This window comes from Lysinibacillus sp. LZ02, from assembly GCF_050613145.1.
Classification (GTDB): Bacteria; Bacillota; Bacilli; order Bacillales_A; family Planococcaceae; genus Lysinibacillus_B.
In genome coordinates this window covers 1,704,659-1,720,222 of record NZ_CP192507.1, presented here as the reverse complement: position 1 = coordinate 1,720,222, position 15,564 = coordinate 1,704,659, and the positions used below count along the sequence as shown (strand labels likewise).

The window sequence follows — 15,564 nt, the reverse complement described above, 5'->3', positions numbered from 1 at the left end:
GACTATAGATAATACAAAATCGATTAAATCGTGGAGTTTACTTTTCTTTTTGCTATGCTTCCTTCTTCTCGTCATTGTTGGCCCACTCCCATAAACTTAGCTGACCTTTAGCTGCTACTGGCTCTTGCAGAACTTGCAAATTGGTTAACTCCCATGCATAACGACCTACTGTATAAAGACCTGGCTCTGACTGGATATATACCCATTTATTATTTTCCATTTCACGTACTGCCTTCACAAATTAGATTCATCATCCTTCAAATACTCATTCTCAGCCCACGATGTACCGTCATTCATCTCTTCAAAATCAGTTACTGTACCTTTCGTGCCTTATGGAATCCACGAATTGCATGTATTATCAGGCTGAACATCTTTCCAACCTGGTTGCAACATCTGTCCGTCTTTCCAGCACCCACCACCGATTAAGTAATGACCACAGCCCCAACACATTTTTCCCAAATTCCTCTCTCCCTTCATATCTATTCACTTGAATGGTTGCTCAAGTCTTTTTTATTTGCTAGATATTAAATAATTAAATTAATTGGATGTAATATTAAAAATTTGTTTTTTATGAACTTTTTGTATTATTATTGACAAATTTATATCATGAGAATTACAATTATAAATGCCAGTTCAATTGGCATCTAAATAAAACTAAATATGGGGGAAAAGCTAATGGCTTTATGTTTATTGTTAATAATGGCTATCTCAACTATTATCTTAAAAGAACCGTGGATTAAAATTGATATAAAAATCGATTTTGGTTTTAAAAAAAGATAATTGTAGAGAACCTCTGGTGCATAGCAGCATAACCTGTTGTGCATTAGAGGTAGCTAATTATTAAATAATTAAACGATGGCTAATTATTTAATAATTAAACGCTAGATATTAAATAATTAAATTATGCCAACGTAAGCCTATAGCCTCCCTTGAATAATTCGGCGATTAAGTGATTAATCGCCGAATTTTGTTTAACGATGATCCTTTCTTATGCAAAGTGCTTATTAATTAACTGCCTTTAAAAGCTCTGTTACCTCAAACCACTCATTATCTAAATAAATTTAACTATGCAATTACCACCGTCTCACCAACTAGTAAACTCTATAAAAGATATAATTTGGAAAGCTATTTCAAAAAAATATATGCTATAGATTGTTGTACATCTTTAGCAGTTCTTTATCGGACATATTACGTAACATGTCTTCAGCATAGTTTTTACGTAGCATGATGATTGAAATTAGTTCCTCACGTTCCTCTTTAGACAACTCGACTCACCGCCTGTCCATCGTAACGGTGCAATACATATTCACCTGAACGAGCGTGTCCAATATAGGCTGGAAACTGTAAAATCTGTTTGCGATAATCGATCAAAAATATTTCCTTGTTAATGCTCGTTAAGTGCATCAGCTTATGCATTAATCTTGGTGCCTCTGAGATGTTTTGTGGTTGCTCGCGAAATATTCTCTTATGATGTGACGCAGCTTCCAACCCGTTTCGTGCAAAATAGAATGCATAAAGATGTTTATTAACTGTAATGACATAAAGCTTGATTTGACCTAATCCCAGTACGTTTTGTTGCATTAGCTGCGTAATTGCCTGCCTACCAAACGCAAGCTGATCAATCACTTTCGAGTCATCTTCCAGTTGAACATTTTGAGTAGTGATAGCCCAATAACAAATATGCGCCATCATGCTATATTCTTGATCAATGCTATAATCCAACAAATCCTTTACTGTGATTAACATCATCTGGCAGCACCCCAATCAATGTTTAACAAGCGACCTGTTTCTTTTACATAAGCTGCTGTTACTGTTCCTGTTGGTCCGTTACGGTGCTTGGCTAAAATGATTTCAAGTTGATTCTTGGCTTCACTTTCTTTGCTGTAATATTCGTCCCGATACAGAAAAGCAATTACATCAGCATCTTGTTCAATGTTGCCGGAATCGCGAATATCGCTCATAATAGGGCGTTTATCTTGTCGTTGCTCTACACTTCGATTTAGCTGTGATAGACAAACAACAGGGCAATTAAACTCACGTGCCATTTGCTTTAAATCCCAACTGATTTGACCGATAATTTGCGTTTGATTATCACGAGGATTATTGCCTCGTATAATTTGCAAGTAGTCGATAAAAATAATCGGCTTCTTATCAGGATTTTGCTTGATAAGCTTTCTTGCAGAAGCCCGAATTTGTGGCACTGTCATTGCTGGGCGATCATCGATTTGAATATTTGTTGTATTTAAAATCCCAATCGCTTGTGTCCACTTCGCCTTTTGCTCATCAGACATCGTTGTATATGGATCACGCATATTTAAACGATTGATGCTACCAACTGCTGCTATTAAACGGTCAATTAATGTCTCACGCTTCATTTCAAGCGAGATGATGATTGGTAAATGTCCTTTTAACCCAGCATTAATAGCGAAGTGGTCAAGTGTGTCCGTTTTCCCCATCGATGGGCGAGCTGCAAGAATGAACAATTCTCCATCTTGAAAACCGTTTGTCATTTTATCCAAATCATCGAGCCCTGTTGTAATCCCTTTTTTTACACTGCATGGTTCGTAAGGTCGATCTGCTGCAAGCATTAAATCTGCTTTGATACTTGTGTTTACAGTCGCTCCAGTATCGCTGAGGTTATCAAGATTCGTTTGAATGTCTTGAATTGACCAATTTTCAGCTTGTGCCTGTGCTAAAATTTGTTGTTTCGTTTGCTCTCGCCAATTTGCCATTGCTATATCAGCGTATTGGTCAAATTTCGTTGTATTTGCATAGTTTTTTAAATCTGCTACATAGTTAGCGCCACCTAACTCTAATGGCTCTCGACTACTTAACAATGTGATATAGTCAATGCTTTTCCCTGTGTTAGCAAGTTGTTGCATTGTATTAAAAATCGTTTGGTGAACCTGTGTAGTGAAATGCTCTGCTTTTACTTGGCTGTCTGTGATTAAATAATTTTCATGAAGCATAGATCCTAACAAACTTTTTTCAACGAGCTCTAGACTGATGTTTTGGTCTATAATAATCATCTGAATTCCTCCCCTGCGCTAAAATCAAGTATTGGTTGTTGTGGTTGAACATGTGATGAAGATTGTGCTTGTATATTTGGCTTTATTGGTGCCTCGTTCAAGTACCCTTCAAACTTTGTTGCGTTAAACAGTGTATCTGGTCGCAAATACTTGTTCATATCTGGATTGTGTAGCCACTGCTTAACCTTCACATCAATCACCCGCTTAAAATCTTCTAGCGTGTAACCATCGCCCAATCGTCCGTTAATCAGTCGCTTAGTAGCTGTTGTGGTTGCTTTGTAATTTTTCGATGCTTTAACATTCAGATATTCAATAATTTGATGCACAACGTCGAGTTGCTCGACATTATTATTTTTAATACTCTTAATATCTTTAGGTATTGCTCGGTGCATTTTGCCCTCATCAGTGGGTGCAACTTGCCCTCTCCCATCAGTGCAATCTGCCCTGTCCGAAGGTGCATTTTGCCCCATCGGTGATGTAGCCATTTTCGAGTAATTAATGCGATACCATTTCGTCTTGTCCATCTTAAGCTTGTTGTATTTGTTCGTTGTGATGATATAGCTGCCCTTTTCGAGATCAGCAACAATACGCTTTACGGTGTCATAACTCCAGAAAGGAAACTCCTCTTGCCATTCTGCATACGTCTTAAAAATCCACTTAAAGCCATCACGTTCGTTATTTGAAATAAGCAACCTAAAGTGCAATTGTTGTAAAAATATTGCTCCGTTCAGCCCAACCTTTTTCGCAAGGCTAGGCAAAACTTGTAACGGAGGCTCATTGATTAATAGATTCATATGCCAACATCTCCCTCATAGTGCGCAACAAAATACAAGGCGTCTTGTAATTGACACTGCGGTATATCACGATAAGAATCCACATGATAACGTTTTTTAATGGCGCGATATAACGTGCTAAAATAAGCTGGTCTACGCGCTTTTATATTGCATAGCTCATATACACGCTCACTGATCGCTTTCTGCAACCGCTTCTGTTCACCAGAGTGAAGCGTGACTAGCTGCAATTGTAGTTCTATTTCTTTTACACGTTGCTCCAACGCTAAAAAACGCTTTTCGTCATAAGGCAATGTCTGAGTTTGCGTTTGTTGTAGCTGTTGCGTCACTTTGTAATACTCCGAAATGAGCATATTATACGCTTGCCATGCCTTATCCGTATTCAAAGACTTAGCAAGTAAAAATGCTCCCTGTTCCGTCCATAAATAAAGCACTGATGCGAATTTAAGGGTGGCGTCATTTTGTCGCTCGCCTTTGAATTGCTTTAATGCCTCTCCCGTCAATGCAAAGTAGTGAACACCTTGCTCAAAGTGTTGCTGGTTACGTTGGAAATTACGAGTAACGGTTTTGGCTTCAGCTGCATAACTTTGAGCAATTTGTGCCGTTGTCAATACACGCTGCCCTTCACGTTCAATCACATCAAAACTCATAGAATATCCCCCTTTTTTAAAGGGTGGCGACAAAATGTCGCACACCTCTTTAAGCTGTTACTTCAATAACCTCTGTTAACCAATTCATCCATTTTTCAAATGCATTTGCGAATGGTAGTAAGTTATAATCACTTGCCCACCCTGCAAATCCAATGAATCCATTAGCATTGAATGTAATAGCCTCTCTTCTACTGAAATAATCTCCATCGACTTGAATAACTGCATATTGTAGTCCAGTACGTTTGAGTACCTTAATATCTTTTTTACGTGCTGGAGATAGATTAAAAGTAATTTCTCCTGCGAAATGTTTGAACTCATGAGTTAAATGAGACCGCAACATCTGAATATGCCCTTCATCCAAAAGGCCGTAGTCTAAACCTAATAATTTGAATTTGTCTCGTAGTTTTTGTACTCGAATACGTTCTGGAATGGTTTTTCTTTGAATTCTTCGCTCAGGCATCTGACCAGGTTCAACATCAAATAAATTAAATGAAGCAACATTTCTATATTCATATTTGTTCACGATGACCCACCACATATTATTAAGATTGTGATAAACAATCCCTCTACGAAGGCGTCCGTCATAACCTCTGAAATATTTCATTTGACCGTTAAAAATCGCCTTTTTATCACGATCTTTATTGTTGTAATCCTCTGGCGTATACCCATCGGTATCTTGTCCTTCTTCAAAATGACAAGAATCGCGTATGCTAAATAGCACCTTGTCCATAGCATATTTAAATTGAGGTTTGGCTTTATTCGTATAACCTTCCGCTTCTAGTAAATTGCATACTGCATTGCGTGTTACGATAAACTGCAAACGAATTAAGTAAGGCATTTTCTGGTATTTATCAAAATCGTAGTAACCCCCGTTAGGATTTTGAGTTACAACTTCTTGATAAAATTGAAGTTTAAAGCCTGCTGGATAAATTTCCGCTTTGAATAACAAATCTCCCTTTTTACCTTCCCAATGTGAATCAGCTAAAATAGGATATTCTTCTAAAATTCTTTGATCAGTTTGAATTTCAAATCCTTTGCTAACTAATAAATCGAAAATCGTATTCATTAGTACTTGCCTACCGCCGTGAACAGCGATTGTAGTACGTGTTGGGTCTGCTGCATATGTTTTATTCGTCATGATCCTGCACCTCGCTATTATGATTTTCGTCTAGCAATGCCAACACATCACGAATCGCCCCAACACGTGCTGATTGCATAGACCATAGCGCTACAGCTTGTGCATATGCCTTGTTGCTACCTTCCGCATTTTCCATATCCATAAGGAAATCTGCTAAAAGCTCTTCCTCATCCGCTAAAAATTGTTTAATTTTATCCATGGTTGTACCTCCATTAATGATTTGATATAATGGAAGAACATAATATTTACTGATTCCTCTGCGAAAAGTTATCAGTCTGGCGCAAGTACTCCGTTAAAGTGCTTGTGCTTTTTTATGTTCTTCACTTGATTTAAGCTCACATGCAGTGAGTATAATTCCATCAACAACAACACTGTAATGAATCCAACATTCTCCGTTGTTGTTTACTTCCCGTGTGTTTACATCCGTTAGACCTAAAGTATGGAATGCGCTATTACTAAAATTCACTCGTAGCACCCCTAACTCTTCTCTTATGCTAAGTATCCCGATTTCTCTAGCTCGATTCGTAACTTCGTTTTGCAAACAGATATAAAGTTGATTACTAGCAAATAATTCGAGTTCCATCGATAACTCAAAAGCTTCTTTAATCTGTTTTTTCATATCCTCTGCATATTCAATAAATGCCTTAATTTCCTCCATCCCTATCACTCTCCTTTTATAAAAACCAGATTACTAGTCCACCGATAACCGGTAGTAGCTGCTGTAAAATTGTGATCCCGTCCATACCATACATAAATGCAATGGCAACCTCTTGAGTATTCGTTTGACGGAACCAATCAGCAAATGTAAGTGCGTCAGGTACTTTATGGTCATTCTCAAACTTGGAAATACATGCTTGTGTACGATTCATCCGATGTGCCAACTCTTCCTGTGAAAGTTCAGCACGTTCGCGACAAGCCTTCATAATTGCGCCTAGCTTCACCGCATACACCTCCTTTCATTCCAAGTTGGAATACCATATTCAGTTCAACAAAGTTAAAATTTTTTATAAGAAGAAACTCTATATCCTCTAGATCCCTCTCAATGATTCCCGCATAAATACCCTCGCAAAAAATCATTTATATAGGGTTGCGACAAAGTGTCGTGCCCCTCCCCATTAACTAATTGCTTTAAACGACTTCGCATTTTTATTAATCCACTGCGTATTGTCCTCAATCCATCGCATTAGTAAATGCGTGGGAATCAAGGTACCAGCTTCACGAAGTACTGGAAAATCAGCTCGGGCTAATAACTCTGCTGCTTTTGTATCTTTAATATGGAAAAGCTCTTTTAACTCGTCTTTTGTTAGCAATGGTGGCAATTCCTTAATCTGAATTGGTTTTTGAGCTGCTAGTCCAGCTTGAAGTTCTTCACGGATTATCTCGCGAAATTCTGTTGTATCGAATTGAAAATTAAACACTCCAACCATCTCCTTCCAAATATTTACTATAATCACCTTGAAAGTGAGGTGATTATTTTGGAAATGCTTACTTACCACGAAGAAAATATTAAAGATTTAGCTTTAAAGACTATGTGGTATGCTGAAGATTTTTATGAATCTCTATCAGCTGAATTAGATGCTAGACTTGATAGGAAAACTTTTAACGAACAAATCTTATTCGCATACCACTCGACTGCTTATTCAACATTCATGGGTTTCAAACTTTACTACCTTCAAAACACTGAACTTTCAGAATCAAAGTTTGATAGATTTATAGAGGCATTTGAACGCTTCAACCTTGAATTTTTAAGTAGTCGTTCAACTGGCCATAGCATGCAACATACTTTTATGTACTATGGCGATTTAGTCGATACTTTTAATGATTTAGCTGACTTATTACAAATTCAGCACATTAAAAAGCCTGATTAATCTTTTTTGATAGACCTTGTTAAATCTAGAATTTGCTTTTCAAGGTCTATCATTTTACGAGACTGCCAAAGTAACTCTCTCCCCATCCAACTATCAGGGTTCACAATTACCGTCTCTACCTGCTTATACTCTTTAAACACCTGCTGAACGGCCTTAAGTGCATTTGAGCTATCACTGAAAATATTGTCAACATCTAAACGATGACATATACAATTAGAACAAATACATGTTTTTTGCTTATTCATACTCCTCACCTCCTTCCAAATATTTGCTATAATCACCTTGAAAGTGAGGTGATTATAATGACAACACAAATTAAAACTATCGAAAATGCATTACTAGAATTAAAAGCAGCTAGTTTAGAGGCGAATTCAGACCATGAAATACGTGCAATAATGGAAAAGTATAACCTTTTATTTTTAGGTGAAAAATTCAACAGAATAATGTCTATGGACCTAACTAGTACTTTAAAAGATTACTTTTCATGTGAAATCACACATGACGAACTACTAAAAATTCTTCCTACCACATGTAAGTATTTAAAAATGGATCTTGAAGAATTAGCGTTAGCTAGAAAGCCTGGTGAATTAGCTGGATTCTTTATCTCTCTTTAAAAACTGGTTTCCAATTGGATCTGAAATTTTTTTTAATCCAAGTTGTTCTCTGGCTTGATTTAGAGTTACTTTTCCTTTTTGCAAGAGGTTTTCGACTTCAATAGTTGTACTAGCAGCTATTGAAGTTATCTTTTTCTCCATCCCTCTCACCTCCTTCCAAGGTTGGCGACAAATTGTTGTTCACCCTCAATAATTACCGATTTGGTAATTTAAATTTCAAAAAAAGCTCGTTAATTGAGACATTTAATATTACAGATATTTTAGCAATATCATCTGCACTCATTTTACGAATACCACTTTCTTTATAGTAGTAACCTTGATAACCTTTATAGCCCATAATTTTCGACATTTCTTCTATTGAAATATCATTTTGACTTCTAAGTTGCTTAATTAAATCAAGGTTAACTACCATTGGTTTTTTCATATTAAGCCCCCTTCAATTACCGATTCGGTAACTTTAAATACAATATACATTACCGTTTAGGAAAAGTCAACATCATTTTACCTTTTTGGCAATACTCTTTTTTACCGCTTTGGTAAATGTTAAAATAACAATATGATATGTGAGGTGTATATATTGACATCACTAGGAATTAGAATTAAACACTTACGTGAAAAAAATAATATTTCTCAAATTGACTTTGCGAAAAAAATAGGTGTTTCAAATACAGTACTTTCTAGATATGAATCAGGAGATAGAAAACCTGATTATGACACTTTACAATTAATAGCTGATTTCTTTGAAGTCAGCACCGATTATCTTCTTGGTCGCACAGACACCATAGAACCTACAACAAAGTCGCAAGATGATGAAAAAGAATTTCAAGCATTTATAAATGATCCTGAGCTTGGTGTTTGGTACAAAGAGTTACCAAGATCTAGTGAAGAGGAATTACGTAAGCTACGGACTATTTGGGAAATGATTAAAAGTGAACAAAAAAAATGAGAGCATGCTAATTAGCACGTTCTTATTTTTTACATAATTAATGTAACCATTTAACTATTATGGATAATTTATTTTAGGAGGTTTTTATCAATGAAAAAACTAGTTATGACATTTATGGTCGGTGCAGTATTAATAGGTGGCACAGTTAACGCACCAGCTCAAACGGACGCCGCTACGAAAACATATAAAAACTGTACGGAGTTAAATAAAGATTATAAAGGTGGCGTGGCAAGAGACGCGAAAGTAAAAAATATAGGTGGCAAAACAAAGTATACTCCTAAAATATCAGCTGAACTTTATAAAGCAAATGCTTCGAAGGATCGCGACAAAGACGGAATTGCATGTGAGGGGTAATTTTATGCACTATTTATTCAACAATTAAGATTAATTTAAATACTATTAGAAGTGGAGTAATAATAATGCCAAATAACCCCTTTAGTGGAAATTTACTTAGAAACTTTACTGTAGAGTTTTTAGATGCAACTTTAAGCGATTTTTGGAATACTTCAAAAGAATATAGAAGTATTAAAAACAAAATGTTTGAAGATAACAGTTTTCATACAATTACTAAAATACTAGAAAGTAAAGCTGGTGAGAATGTTGATAAACAAAAATTGGATGCTATTCTCTTTAATGATTTAGCATGGGTAGTTCCAGATAATCATTTTATTTATCTATTTGATACACCAGACGATATAGTTAAAATCAAAGATGCAATTAATGGTAAAACCAATTCTTTAGATAGACCTATTCATCATTCTTCTTTAGATAAGGAAGCTTTCCAGTTAGTTTCAATGCGCCAAGAAAATAATTCATTAGTTTTATTATTTAGAAATGGCTATACAAAAGATGAAGATACAAAAAAGACCATATTTTTCATTGCTTGTGAATATAATTTCACTAAAAAAACCTTTATTATTAAAATTCGAGAAAACTTTAGACAAAATGCTCAAAAGAAACGCAGAGAACTAATTTCTGAGATTTTTACATTTATTAAGGATTTAACTCCTACAATTACTTATATCAGGAAAACTAAAAAAGAAATAAAAGATCAAATCTATAAGCTATTCAAAAATGAGACTGAGAAAGCAGAAAGCATTATTAAGTCAAAACTACCTTTAAAGGAGCAAATATTAGATAAAGAAATTGAAGAATTTAATATGCATAAGCTAAAACTGGTATCTCCTGAAACTTTAGAGTCCAATAATAAAATAATTAAATATATGTACTTCCAGAATATAGCTCAAAACTTAGAATTAGGTAATTTTAGTGACCGTTATATTTTCGCCTTTTCTTTCCATGATGGAAATACAACACGTTCTGTAACCAGAGACTCTTTAAGGAAACATATTTATAGTAAAAAGTTATATTGGAACCTTAAAAGTCTGGTAACCGAGAAAACTAAAGTTGATGAAATTTCAATTTATTACCGTATTAATAAAAAAAACTACAAACTACCTCCATTACGATCTAACTTTACAGGATTAGAAGTAACTATAAAAGAATTTCATGGTAGCTTTATGATAGACTATTATAACAATAAAAGACGAGACTTCGAAAGGAAGATGAAAAGTGAATTTGTTTTATATGAACTTGAAGAGTATTTATGAAACTGAAGATAGTCTTAAATCATTTATGCCGCTAGAGCCTTTGCATTTTTATTTAAGAGAGTTTTTTCTCGACAATCTTAAGAATCAAGAAATAATAGTTGACCCTTTAGACTTTTCTTTTAAATATAAACTTAATCCATTTAAAACATTAAATTTATTTCTCACTCTTGCCAATAATGGTATGTTAAAGAAATTTTATCGCTTAGAATGTGATGATTGTGGGGAACCTTCAATTGAAGATAGCCTAGATAAATTTTATGAATGTATTATATGTAAAGAATTATTAATAAATCTTACAGAACCTAAATTAGAAGATTTATTTAATAATATTTCATATTTATTCGAAATAATCGATGAAATAAAGGAAGATTTAAACGATGATTTAAAAGTTCCTCCCTCCTTATTATATGAGCAAGACAATGATAAGGGGGGCACTATGACTACAAATCAAAAACCAATAAGTGTAACAGATGTTCTGAATCACTCTAATGATGATTTAAGTAGCTTAGCTTCCGAACAAGACATTTTAAGAGATCAAATAAATACATTACTTGGAGAAGGTATTAAATCTATTTCATGAAAAACAAGTCATATGCTCTATTTATTATTATAATATTAGTTCTATTAAATATTTTTATTTTTAGTACCTATAAATTTGTTGTTTTTTTAGGCTCACCTGATCAAGGTCTAAATATTTCAGAGATTATTAGTAGAGTAGTTCCACCTCTATTAGGTGCATTTTTATCTGCGATAGTTGCTTTTATTATATTCTATTTGACAAAACTTAAAGAAGATCTCACTAAAAAATCACAATCTAAAATGTTTTTAGAGATAATCGAACAAGACATAACAAGCAACATCAATTCAGTTCAAAATTTATTTAATATAATTAGCACCACCCCATCAAAAAATTTAGCACCTTTATTAGAGGAGAATTCAGCTACCTTAGAGCTTTTTAAAATAACTAGTTCTAATCTTTCAGTTGAAATAATTGACAAATTTCTAGTGCAATTAAATAAAAAGGACTTTTTGATAATCTCTGAAAAGGTCAAAAATTATAAATCCTTGATATCCTCACTTGATTTGTTAAATAATGAGATCACTGAAACAAAAAATAAAGAAATCATTATTGATAGATTAAAAAATCTAGTAGATTATTTTTCTAATAAGGCCGACTTAACACCACCTAATAAGAGAAAACTATCTTCTATCTTCACTAGTCTTCCTCCAATGACAAAAAATCTACTTATTATTTTGGTAGTAATATTGTTACTGCATACTCTTTTAAATATGGTTCTTATTAAATTTTTTCTAAAAGTTTAGCTAGAATTCCGTTATTACCTCACTTTTATAAAGTGAGGTTTTATTATATACTAAATAGGAACATATATTCTTATTTTGTTTTTAGGAGATGGTTAAATGACACCTAGTTGTACTTACACAGAATCTTATGTAAAGGAGTTATATGAGAAAATTGGTATTTTTAAGCCGCAACAACTCGATTTTCAAGTGATTGCTAGTCGCTTAGGTATAACGACGTTTTATTGGAAAGACCCAAGCCAGGCACTGTTTTTTAATAATAGAGGCTATATCATGGTCGATGAGACACTCTCCCCTCAACAGCAGTGGCAGGATTTCACGCATGAGCTTGCGCATGTACTATTACATACTGGCAGTCAATCTCGATTGCCACAAACGTTTATAGAATATCAGGAGATGAAAGCAAACCATTTCATGTATCATGCAGCCATGCCTACCTTTATGCTGGATCAGTTAGGCATACGTGACTTACGAGACATAACCATTCGTAAGCTACAAACACTTTTTAATGTAGAATACGATTTTGCCAAAAAGAGATTAACAAATTACATAGAACGTCAACGCGATATGCTGAATTGGAATACTAATTTTTATAGCTACTAATTATATTCGAAGTAACATAACATATGCATTCAGGAGTTGATAAGATTGAAGCTACAAAAATTATTAATTTCATTGCGTGGTGAAGAGTCGATTCCAGCTGCTGCAAAACGTATGGGTCTGTCTCCGAACTATTATCGCAATATTGAAAATGGTATAGATCCACAGCGTGGGAACATAGTAAAGCCTTCCTCTCACACCTTAAAGAAAATAGCTAGGACTTATAAGGTAGATTATATGGTCCTGGTAGAGGCTGCGGGTTTTATAAATGATGTGAAATATAATCCAGAGTTGGCTGCCATACCTTTTAGGGAATACCCTACTCTGCAAAAATGGTATGAATCTCTCCCCTTCGAAAACCTTGAAGAAGTGAAAAGATTATATGCTATGTGGCAGTTAATGAAAGGCAGTGATCCAGATGCACTTTATCCAGATAGATAAAAACACCTGGAAATGTGTAGCAGATGGTCCTCGTCATCCGGTGACTGGAAAACGTAAACAAATTAGTAGACGTGGAAAAACAAAAACCGAAGCTAAAAAGCGTGTAGAAGAAGCTATCGAGAAGATAAAAGACTCTATTGATTATAGCCCTAAAATTACCTATCAGGAATTTTCGAAAGAATGGCTCAAACTTTATCGACTTAAAGGAATTAAAGAAACCACCTTCAAGCATAGAGAATATTGCCTTAAGTTAATTGGACATTATTTAGGTAATTTAAAGGTTGTAGAACTAACAAGTAAGCAGCTTCAAGATACACTAAATCTGTTATTCGATAACGGTACAGCTTACCATACATTAAGAGGGATTAAAAACGCATTGGACATACTTTTTAAATATGCTGTGGAAACAGGGCTTGTAAAAATAAATCCGACCGCTCCCCTCTTTGTTCCAAAAGAAAAATCTAAGCTAGTGGATGAGATTAAAGATGAAACCGCTAAACTTTATTTGGAATCATGGGAACTAAAGCAATTTTTAGAGCTTGCAGACGCACATCGAAATGTTTTATATCGAACGATGATTTATGTAATTGCATTTACCGGGATGCGCCCTGGTGAAGCACTTGCATTGAAGTATAAAGATGTAGATTTAGAGAACAAGAGAATTTACATCACAAAGACTGTTTACGCTAAAAATAGCTTGCGTGGTGACTTTGAACTAACAACCCCAAAAACGAAAAATGCCATCCGTACAATCGATATTGATGAGATTGTGATTGAAAAGATAAAGTACCTACTAAATTACAAAGAACAAAAAGATTGGATACCATCAGAATATCTATTTAGTGATGTAGATGGAATCCCACCAACTATTAAAATATTAAACCAACATGTGCGAAGACTCGGAGAAAAAACAGGTATTCAGAAACAATTCCGCACATACATTTTACGTCATACCCATATCAGCCTATTAGCTGAAGCTGGCGTGGATCTGCAATACATTATGAATAGAGTAGGACATAAAAACTCAGAAACCACTACAAAGATTTATTTACATGTTACGGAAGGGATGCGGGAGAATGCAGCGAATATGATGCATAAAAAGTTTACGGAATTACTCTCTTCAAATAAAAGAAATTAACTTTAGAAGAAATAATATTTTATGTAATGTTAAAATATTATTTCTTCATTGAATAAGCCGGTATATTTTTTTACAAGCAACTAAAATACATTTTAATATAAACTACTATAATAGCCTCTATCTTCTATAGGTGTTGTAACATATTTTTCAAGTAAATCTTCAATTTGTTTTTTAAATTTTAATTCCTGATCTTTTTTTATATTTAACGCAATGTTGTCCAATAGTGAGTCGCCATAAATAGATTTTTTATTTATATCTAATGCATTTAAGATTTCATTAATCTCTTCATATACTTTATAAGGAATAAAAATTTTATGAATAAAACTTCTATGATAATCATAATGGTCTATTGGCCATACCATTGAACCATGTATACTAAAGTTCCCCGATTGTCTACAAATTCTTTTATCAATGGGTGTACTAGTAAAAAAACAAGGGAATACATGATTATCACTATAATCATTTAAGTTATTATAATCAATTTCAAAATTTAAAGGATAATCTACTTTTTGAGATTGATCCCCATTTTTATAAAATTCTCCAGCCTCTTTATTGTATTCACCTGGGTCTATAGCAAATATTGCACTTCCTAAATCACTATAAGGATTTTGATTAAAATCTTCTACTGCTTTTTCTATATCAGAATTTTTAATAATAACATTGTCATCTATTTTAGAGAAAAAAAGTGCAACAAGAGGATCGGTTGTCCAATCTAATAACGTTGTTGGAATTCCATAATGCTGCGCAATAAAAAGCCATTCTAAATCATGCTTTGGTTTAAAACGTATATATTCTTTTGCGAATTCTTTAAATTCTTCCAACATAGCGAATTGATTTATGTACATTACAGTAGTTCCTCTATTATGGAATCTATCTAAAACTGTTGGTTCTATCACTCTTCCATAATGGTCCGAAATTTCCCACATTTCTCTCATTGCACTAGGTCGTAACTGATATGATGCATTATTTTGACCTCTAAACCAAAGACCAGGTTCATTCTCCTTTAATTTCCTGATCAATTTAATATAATCATTAAAACTATACACAACATGAGTTTTAAATCCAGACACGCTAACCCTCCTAAAATGTTACAATTATACCCATTAAATTATAATTGATTTATTCGAAAGAAAATAAGGAGAAATGTTACCTTTCTGTGACTTTTTCACAAGAAAGACGACATTCCTCCCCTTCTAATCGTTGATATATCAAGGTTTCTAGAAAATATGAATGCTTATATTCTTCATAAGCGTTCATACTTTCGCCTTCTTTCATATTTATTCACAATGCCTATTATATCAAGGTTTTTTTCACTTGTACAAAGATTAGATTTTCATATTTATTCGGATAGTTTCAGGGTTTTTGTTGCTTTTTTTAAATGGGCGCGTGGCGAAAAATAGCATGTATACAGCATGCCAC

26 protein-coding genes are annotated in these 15,564 nt (G+C 34.1%); 10 read left to right on the top strand and 16 right to left on the bottom strand.

What is annotated here, in order from left to right; all coding sequences use genetic code 11:
- Nucleotides 1–52: 52 nt before the first annotated feature.
- The 12 genes from ACQQ2I_RS08200 to ACQQ2I_RS08145 all read right to left on the bottom strand — a co-directional run bounded on the left by ACQQ2I_RS08200 (nt 53) and on the right by ACQQ2I_RS08145 (nt 7,035).
- Entirely contained in the window at nt 53–238 is a 186-nt protein-coding gene (locus ACQQ2I_RS08200) for a hypothetical protein (protein ID WP_431030037.1), read from the bottom strand.
- A 92-nt stretch (nt 239–330) separates the two neighbouring features.
- A complete protein-coding gene (locus tag ACQQ2I_RS08195; RefSeq protein WP_431030036.1) occupies nt 331–459 on the bottom strand; it encodes a hypothetical protein in 129 nt (42 codons plus the stop codon).
- 686 nt (nt 460–1,145) lie between these two features.
- Complete coding sequence (locus ACQQ2I_RS08190; RefSeq protein WP_431030035.1) at nt 1,146–1,265, bottom strand: BH0509 family protein; 120 nt, start codon at nt 1,263–1,265, stop codon at nt 1,146–1,148.
- Complete coding sequence (locus tag ACQQ2I_RS08185; RefSeq protein WP_431030034.1) at nt 1,258–1,749, bottom strand: hypothetical protein; 492 nt, start codon at nt 1,747–1,749, stop codon at nt 1,258–1,260. Before ACQQ2I_RS08185 ends, ACQQ2I_RS08190 begins: the two co-directional genes overlap by 8 nt.
- A complete protein-coding gene (locus ACQQ2I_RS08180; RefSeq protein WP_431030033.1) occupies nt 1,746–3,029 on the bottom strand; it encodes a replicative DNA helicase in 1,284 nt (427 codons plus the stop codon). The genes ACQQ2I_RS08185 and ACQQ2I_RS08180 overlap by 4 nt, the downstream gene beginning before the upstream one ends.
- Nucleotides 3,026–3,823, bottom strand: a complete 798-nt coding sequence (locus tag ACQQ2I_RS08175) for a conserved phage C-terminal domain-containing protein (RefSeq protein WP_431030032.1) — start codon at nt 3,821–3,823, stop codon at nt 3,026–3,028. Before ACQQ2I_RS08175 ends, ACQQ2I_RS08180 begins: the two co-directional genes overlap by 4 nt.
- Nucleotides 3,820–4,470 (bottom strand): ORF6N domain-containing protein, encoded by a 651-nt coding sequence (locus ACQQ2I_RS08170; protein ID WP_431030031.1) that lies wholly within the window; start codon nt 4,468–4,470, stop codon nt 3,820–3,822. The genes ACQQ2I_RS08175 and ACQQ2I_RS08170 overlap by 4 nt, the downstream gene beginning before the upstream one ends.
- A 49-nt stretch (nt 4,471–4,519) precedes the next feature.
- Nucleotides 4,520–5,608, bottom strand: coding sequence for a hypothetical protein (locus ACQQ2I_RS08165; protein WP_431030030.1), 1,089 nt, complete (start codon nt 5,606–5,608; stop codon nt 4,520–4,522).
- Entirely contained in the window at nt 5,598–5,807 is a 210-nt protein-coding gene (locus tag ACQQ2I_RS08160; RefSeq protein ID WP_431030029.1) for a hypothetical protein, read from the bottom strand. The genes ACQQ2I_RS08165 and ACQQ2I_RS08160 overlap by 11 nt, the downstream gene beginning before the upstream one ends.
- Before the next feature lie 93 nt (nt 5,808–5,900).
- Complete coding sequence (locus tag ACQQ2I_RS08155; protein WP_431030028.1) at nt 5,901–6,266, bottom strand: hypothetical protein; 366 nt, start codon at nt 6,264–6,266, stop codon at nt 5,901–5,903.
- Between the two features lie 16 nt (nt 6,267–6,282).
- Nucleotides 6,283–6,549, bottom strand: coding sequence for a helix-turn-helix domain-containing protein (locus tag ACQQ2I_RS08150; RefSeq protein ID WP_431030027.1), 267 nt, complete (start codon nt 6,547–6,549; stop codon nt 6,283–6,285).
- Between the two features lie 174 nt (nt 6,550–6,723).
- The gene (locus tag ACQQ2I_RS08145) at nt 6,724–7,035 is read right to left on the bottom strand and encodes a DNA-binding protein (RefSeq protein ID WP_431030026.1); all 312 of its coding nucleotides are present in this window, start codon (nt 7,033–7,035) and stop codon (nt 6,724–6,726) included.
- A gap of 48 nt (nt 7,036–7,083) precedes the next feature.
- Here ACQQ2I_RS08145 and ACQQ2I_RS08140 point away from each other — a divergent pair, with 48 nt between their 5' ends.
- Nucleotides 7,084–7,476 (top strand): hypothetical protein, encoded by a 393-nt coding sequence (locus tag ACQQ2I_RS08140; protein ID WP_431030025.1) that lies wholly within the window; start codon nt 7,084–7,086, stop codon nt 7,474–7,476.
- On the opposite strand, the gene ACQQ2I_RS08135 is transcribed toward ACQQ2I_RS08140, so the two are convergent.
- Nucleotides 7,473–7,721, bottom strand: coding sequence for a hypothetical protein (locus ACQQ2I_RS08135; protein ID WP_431030024.1), 249 nt, complete (start codon nt 7,719–7,721; stop codon nt 7,473–7,475). The two genes, ACQQ2I_RS08140 and ACQQ2I_RS08135, sit on opposite strands and share 4 nt — an antisense overlap.
- 57 nt (nt 7,722–7,778) lie before the next feature.
- Between ACQQ2I_RS08135 and ACQQ2I_RS08130 the strand changes: the two genes are divergently transcribed.
- Nucleotides 7,779–8,090 (top strand): hypothetical protein, encoded by a 312-nt coding sequence (locus ACQQ2I_RS08130; RefSeq protein ID WP_431030023.1) that lies wholly within the window; start codon nt 7,779–7,781, stop codon nt 8,088–8,090.
- Here ACQQ2I_RS08130 and ACQQ2I_RS08125 read toward each other — a convergent pair.
- Together ACQQ2I_RS08125 and ACQQ2I_RS08120 are read right to left on the bottom strand one after the other, a co-directional pair.
- Nucleotides 8,064–8,231, bottom strand: coding sequence for a hypothetical protein (locus tag ACQQ2I_RS08125; protein ID WP_431030022.1), 168 nt, complete (start codon nt 8,229–8,231; stop codon nt 8,064–8,066). The two genes, ACQQ2I_RS08130 and ACQQ2I_RS08125, sit on opposite strands and share 27 nt — an antisense overlap.
- Before the next feature lie 52 nt (nt 8,232–8,283).
- Nucleotides 8,284–8,514, bottom strand: a complete 231-nt coding sequence (locus ACQQ2I_RS08120; protein ID WP_431030021.1) for a helix-turn-helix domain-containing protein — start codon at nt 8,512–8,514, stop codon at nt 8,284–8,286.
- Nucleotides 8,515–8,667: 153 nt separating this feature from the next.
- Between ACQQ2I_RS08120 and ACQQ2I_RS08115 the strand changes: the two genes are divergently transcribed.
- The 8 genes from ACQQ2I_RS08115 (at nt 8,668) to ACQQ2I_RS08080 (ending at nt 14,145) form a co-directional block, all read left to right on the top strand.
- Complete coding sequence (locus ACQQ2I_RS08115; RefSeq protein ID WP_431030020.1) at nt 8,668–9,036, top strand: helix-turn-helix domain-containing protein; 369 nt, start codon at nt 8,668–8,670, stop codon at nt 9,034–9,036.
- Between the two features lie 114 nt (nt 9,037–9,150).
- A complete protein-coding gene (locus tag ACQQ2I_RS08110; RefSeq protein WP_431030476.1) occupies nt 9,151–9,390 on the top strand; it encodes an excalibur calcium-binding domain-containing protein in 240 nt (79 codons plus the stop codon).
- A gap of 65 nt (nt 9,391–9,455) precedes the next feature.
- Nucleotides 9,456–10,646: a hypothetical protein gene (locus ACQQ2I_RS08105; protein WP_431030019.1), complete on the top strand. Its 1,191-nt coding sequence runs from the start codon at nt 9,456–9,458 to the stop codon at nt 10,644–10,646.
- Nucleotides 10,609–11,226, top strand: coding sequence for a hypothetical protein (locus ACQQ2I_RS08100; protein ID WP_431030018.1), 618 nt, complete (start codon nt 10,609–10,611; stop codon nt 11,224–11,226). The genes ACQQ2I_RS08105 and ACQQ2I_RS08100 overlap by 38 nt, the downstream gene beginning before the upstream one ends.
- Nucleotides 11,223–11,969, top strand: coding sequence for a hypothetical protein (locus ACQQ2I_RS08095; RefSeq protein ID WP_431030017.1), 747 nt, complete (start codon nt 11,223–11,225; stop codon nt 11,967–11,969). Before ACQQ2I_RS08100 ends, ACQQ2I_RS08095 begins: the two co-directional genes overlap by 4 nt.
- Nucleotides 11,970–12,065: 96 nt before the next feature.
- Nucleotides 12,066–12,569, top strand: a complete 504-nt coding sequence (locus ACQQ2I_RS08090; protein ID WP_431030016.1) for an ImmA/IrrE family metallo-endopeptidase — start codon at nt 12,066–12,068, stop codon at nt 12,567–12,569.
- Between the two features lie 45 nt (nt 12,570–12,614).
- Nucleotides 12,615–13,007 carry a helix-turn-helix domain-containing protein gene (locus ACQQ2I_RS08085; RefSeq protein WP_431030015.1) on the top strand — a complete coding sequence of 131 codons (393 nt, stop codon included), beginning with the start codon at nt 12,615–12,617 and terminating at the stop codon, nt 13,005–13,007.
- Entirely contained in the window at nt 12,985–14,145 is a 1,161-nt protein-coding gene (locus ACQQ2I_RS08080; RefSeq protein WP_431030014.1) for a tyrosine-type recombinase/integrase, read from the top strand. Before ACQQ2I_RS08085 ends, ACQQ2I_RS08080 begins: the two co-directional genes overlap by 23 nt.
- A 92-nt stretch (nt 14,146–14,237) precedes the next feature.
- On the opposite strand, the gene ACQQ2I_RS08075 is transcribed toward ACQQ2I_RS08080, so the two are convergent.
- On the bottom strand, nt 14,238–15,215 hold the full coding sequence (locus ACQQ2I_RS08075; protein ID WP_431030013.1) for an FRG domain-containing protein: 978 nt from the start codon (nt 15,213–15,215) through the stop codon (nt 14,238–14,240).
- Between the last annotated feature and the right edge of the window lie 349 nt (nt 15,216–15,564).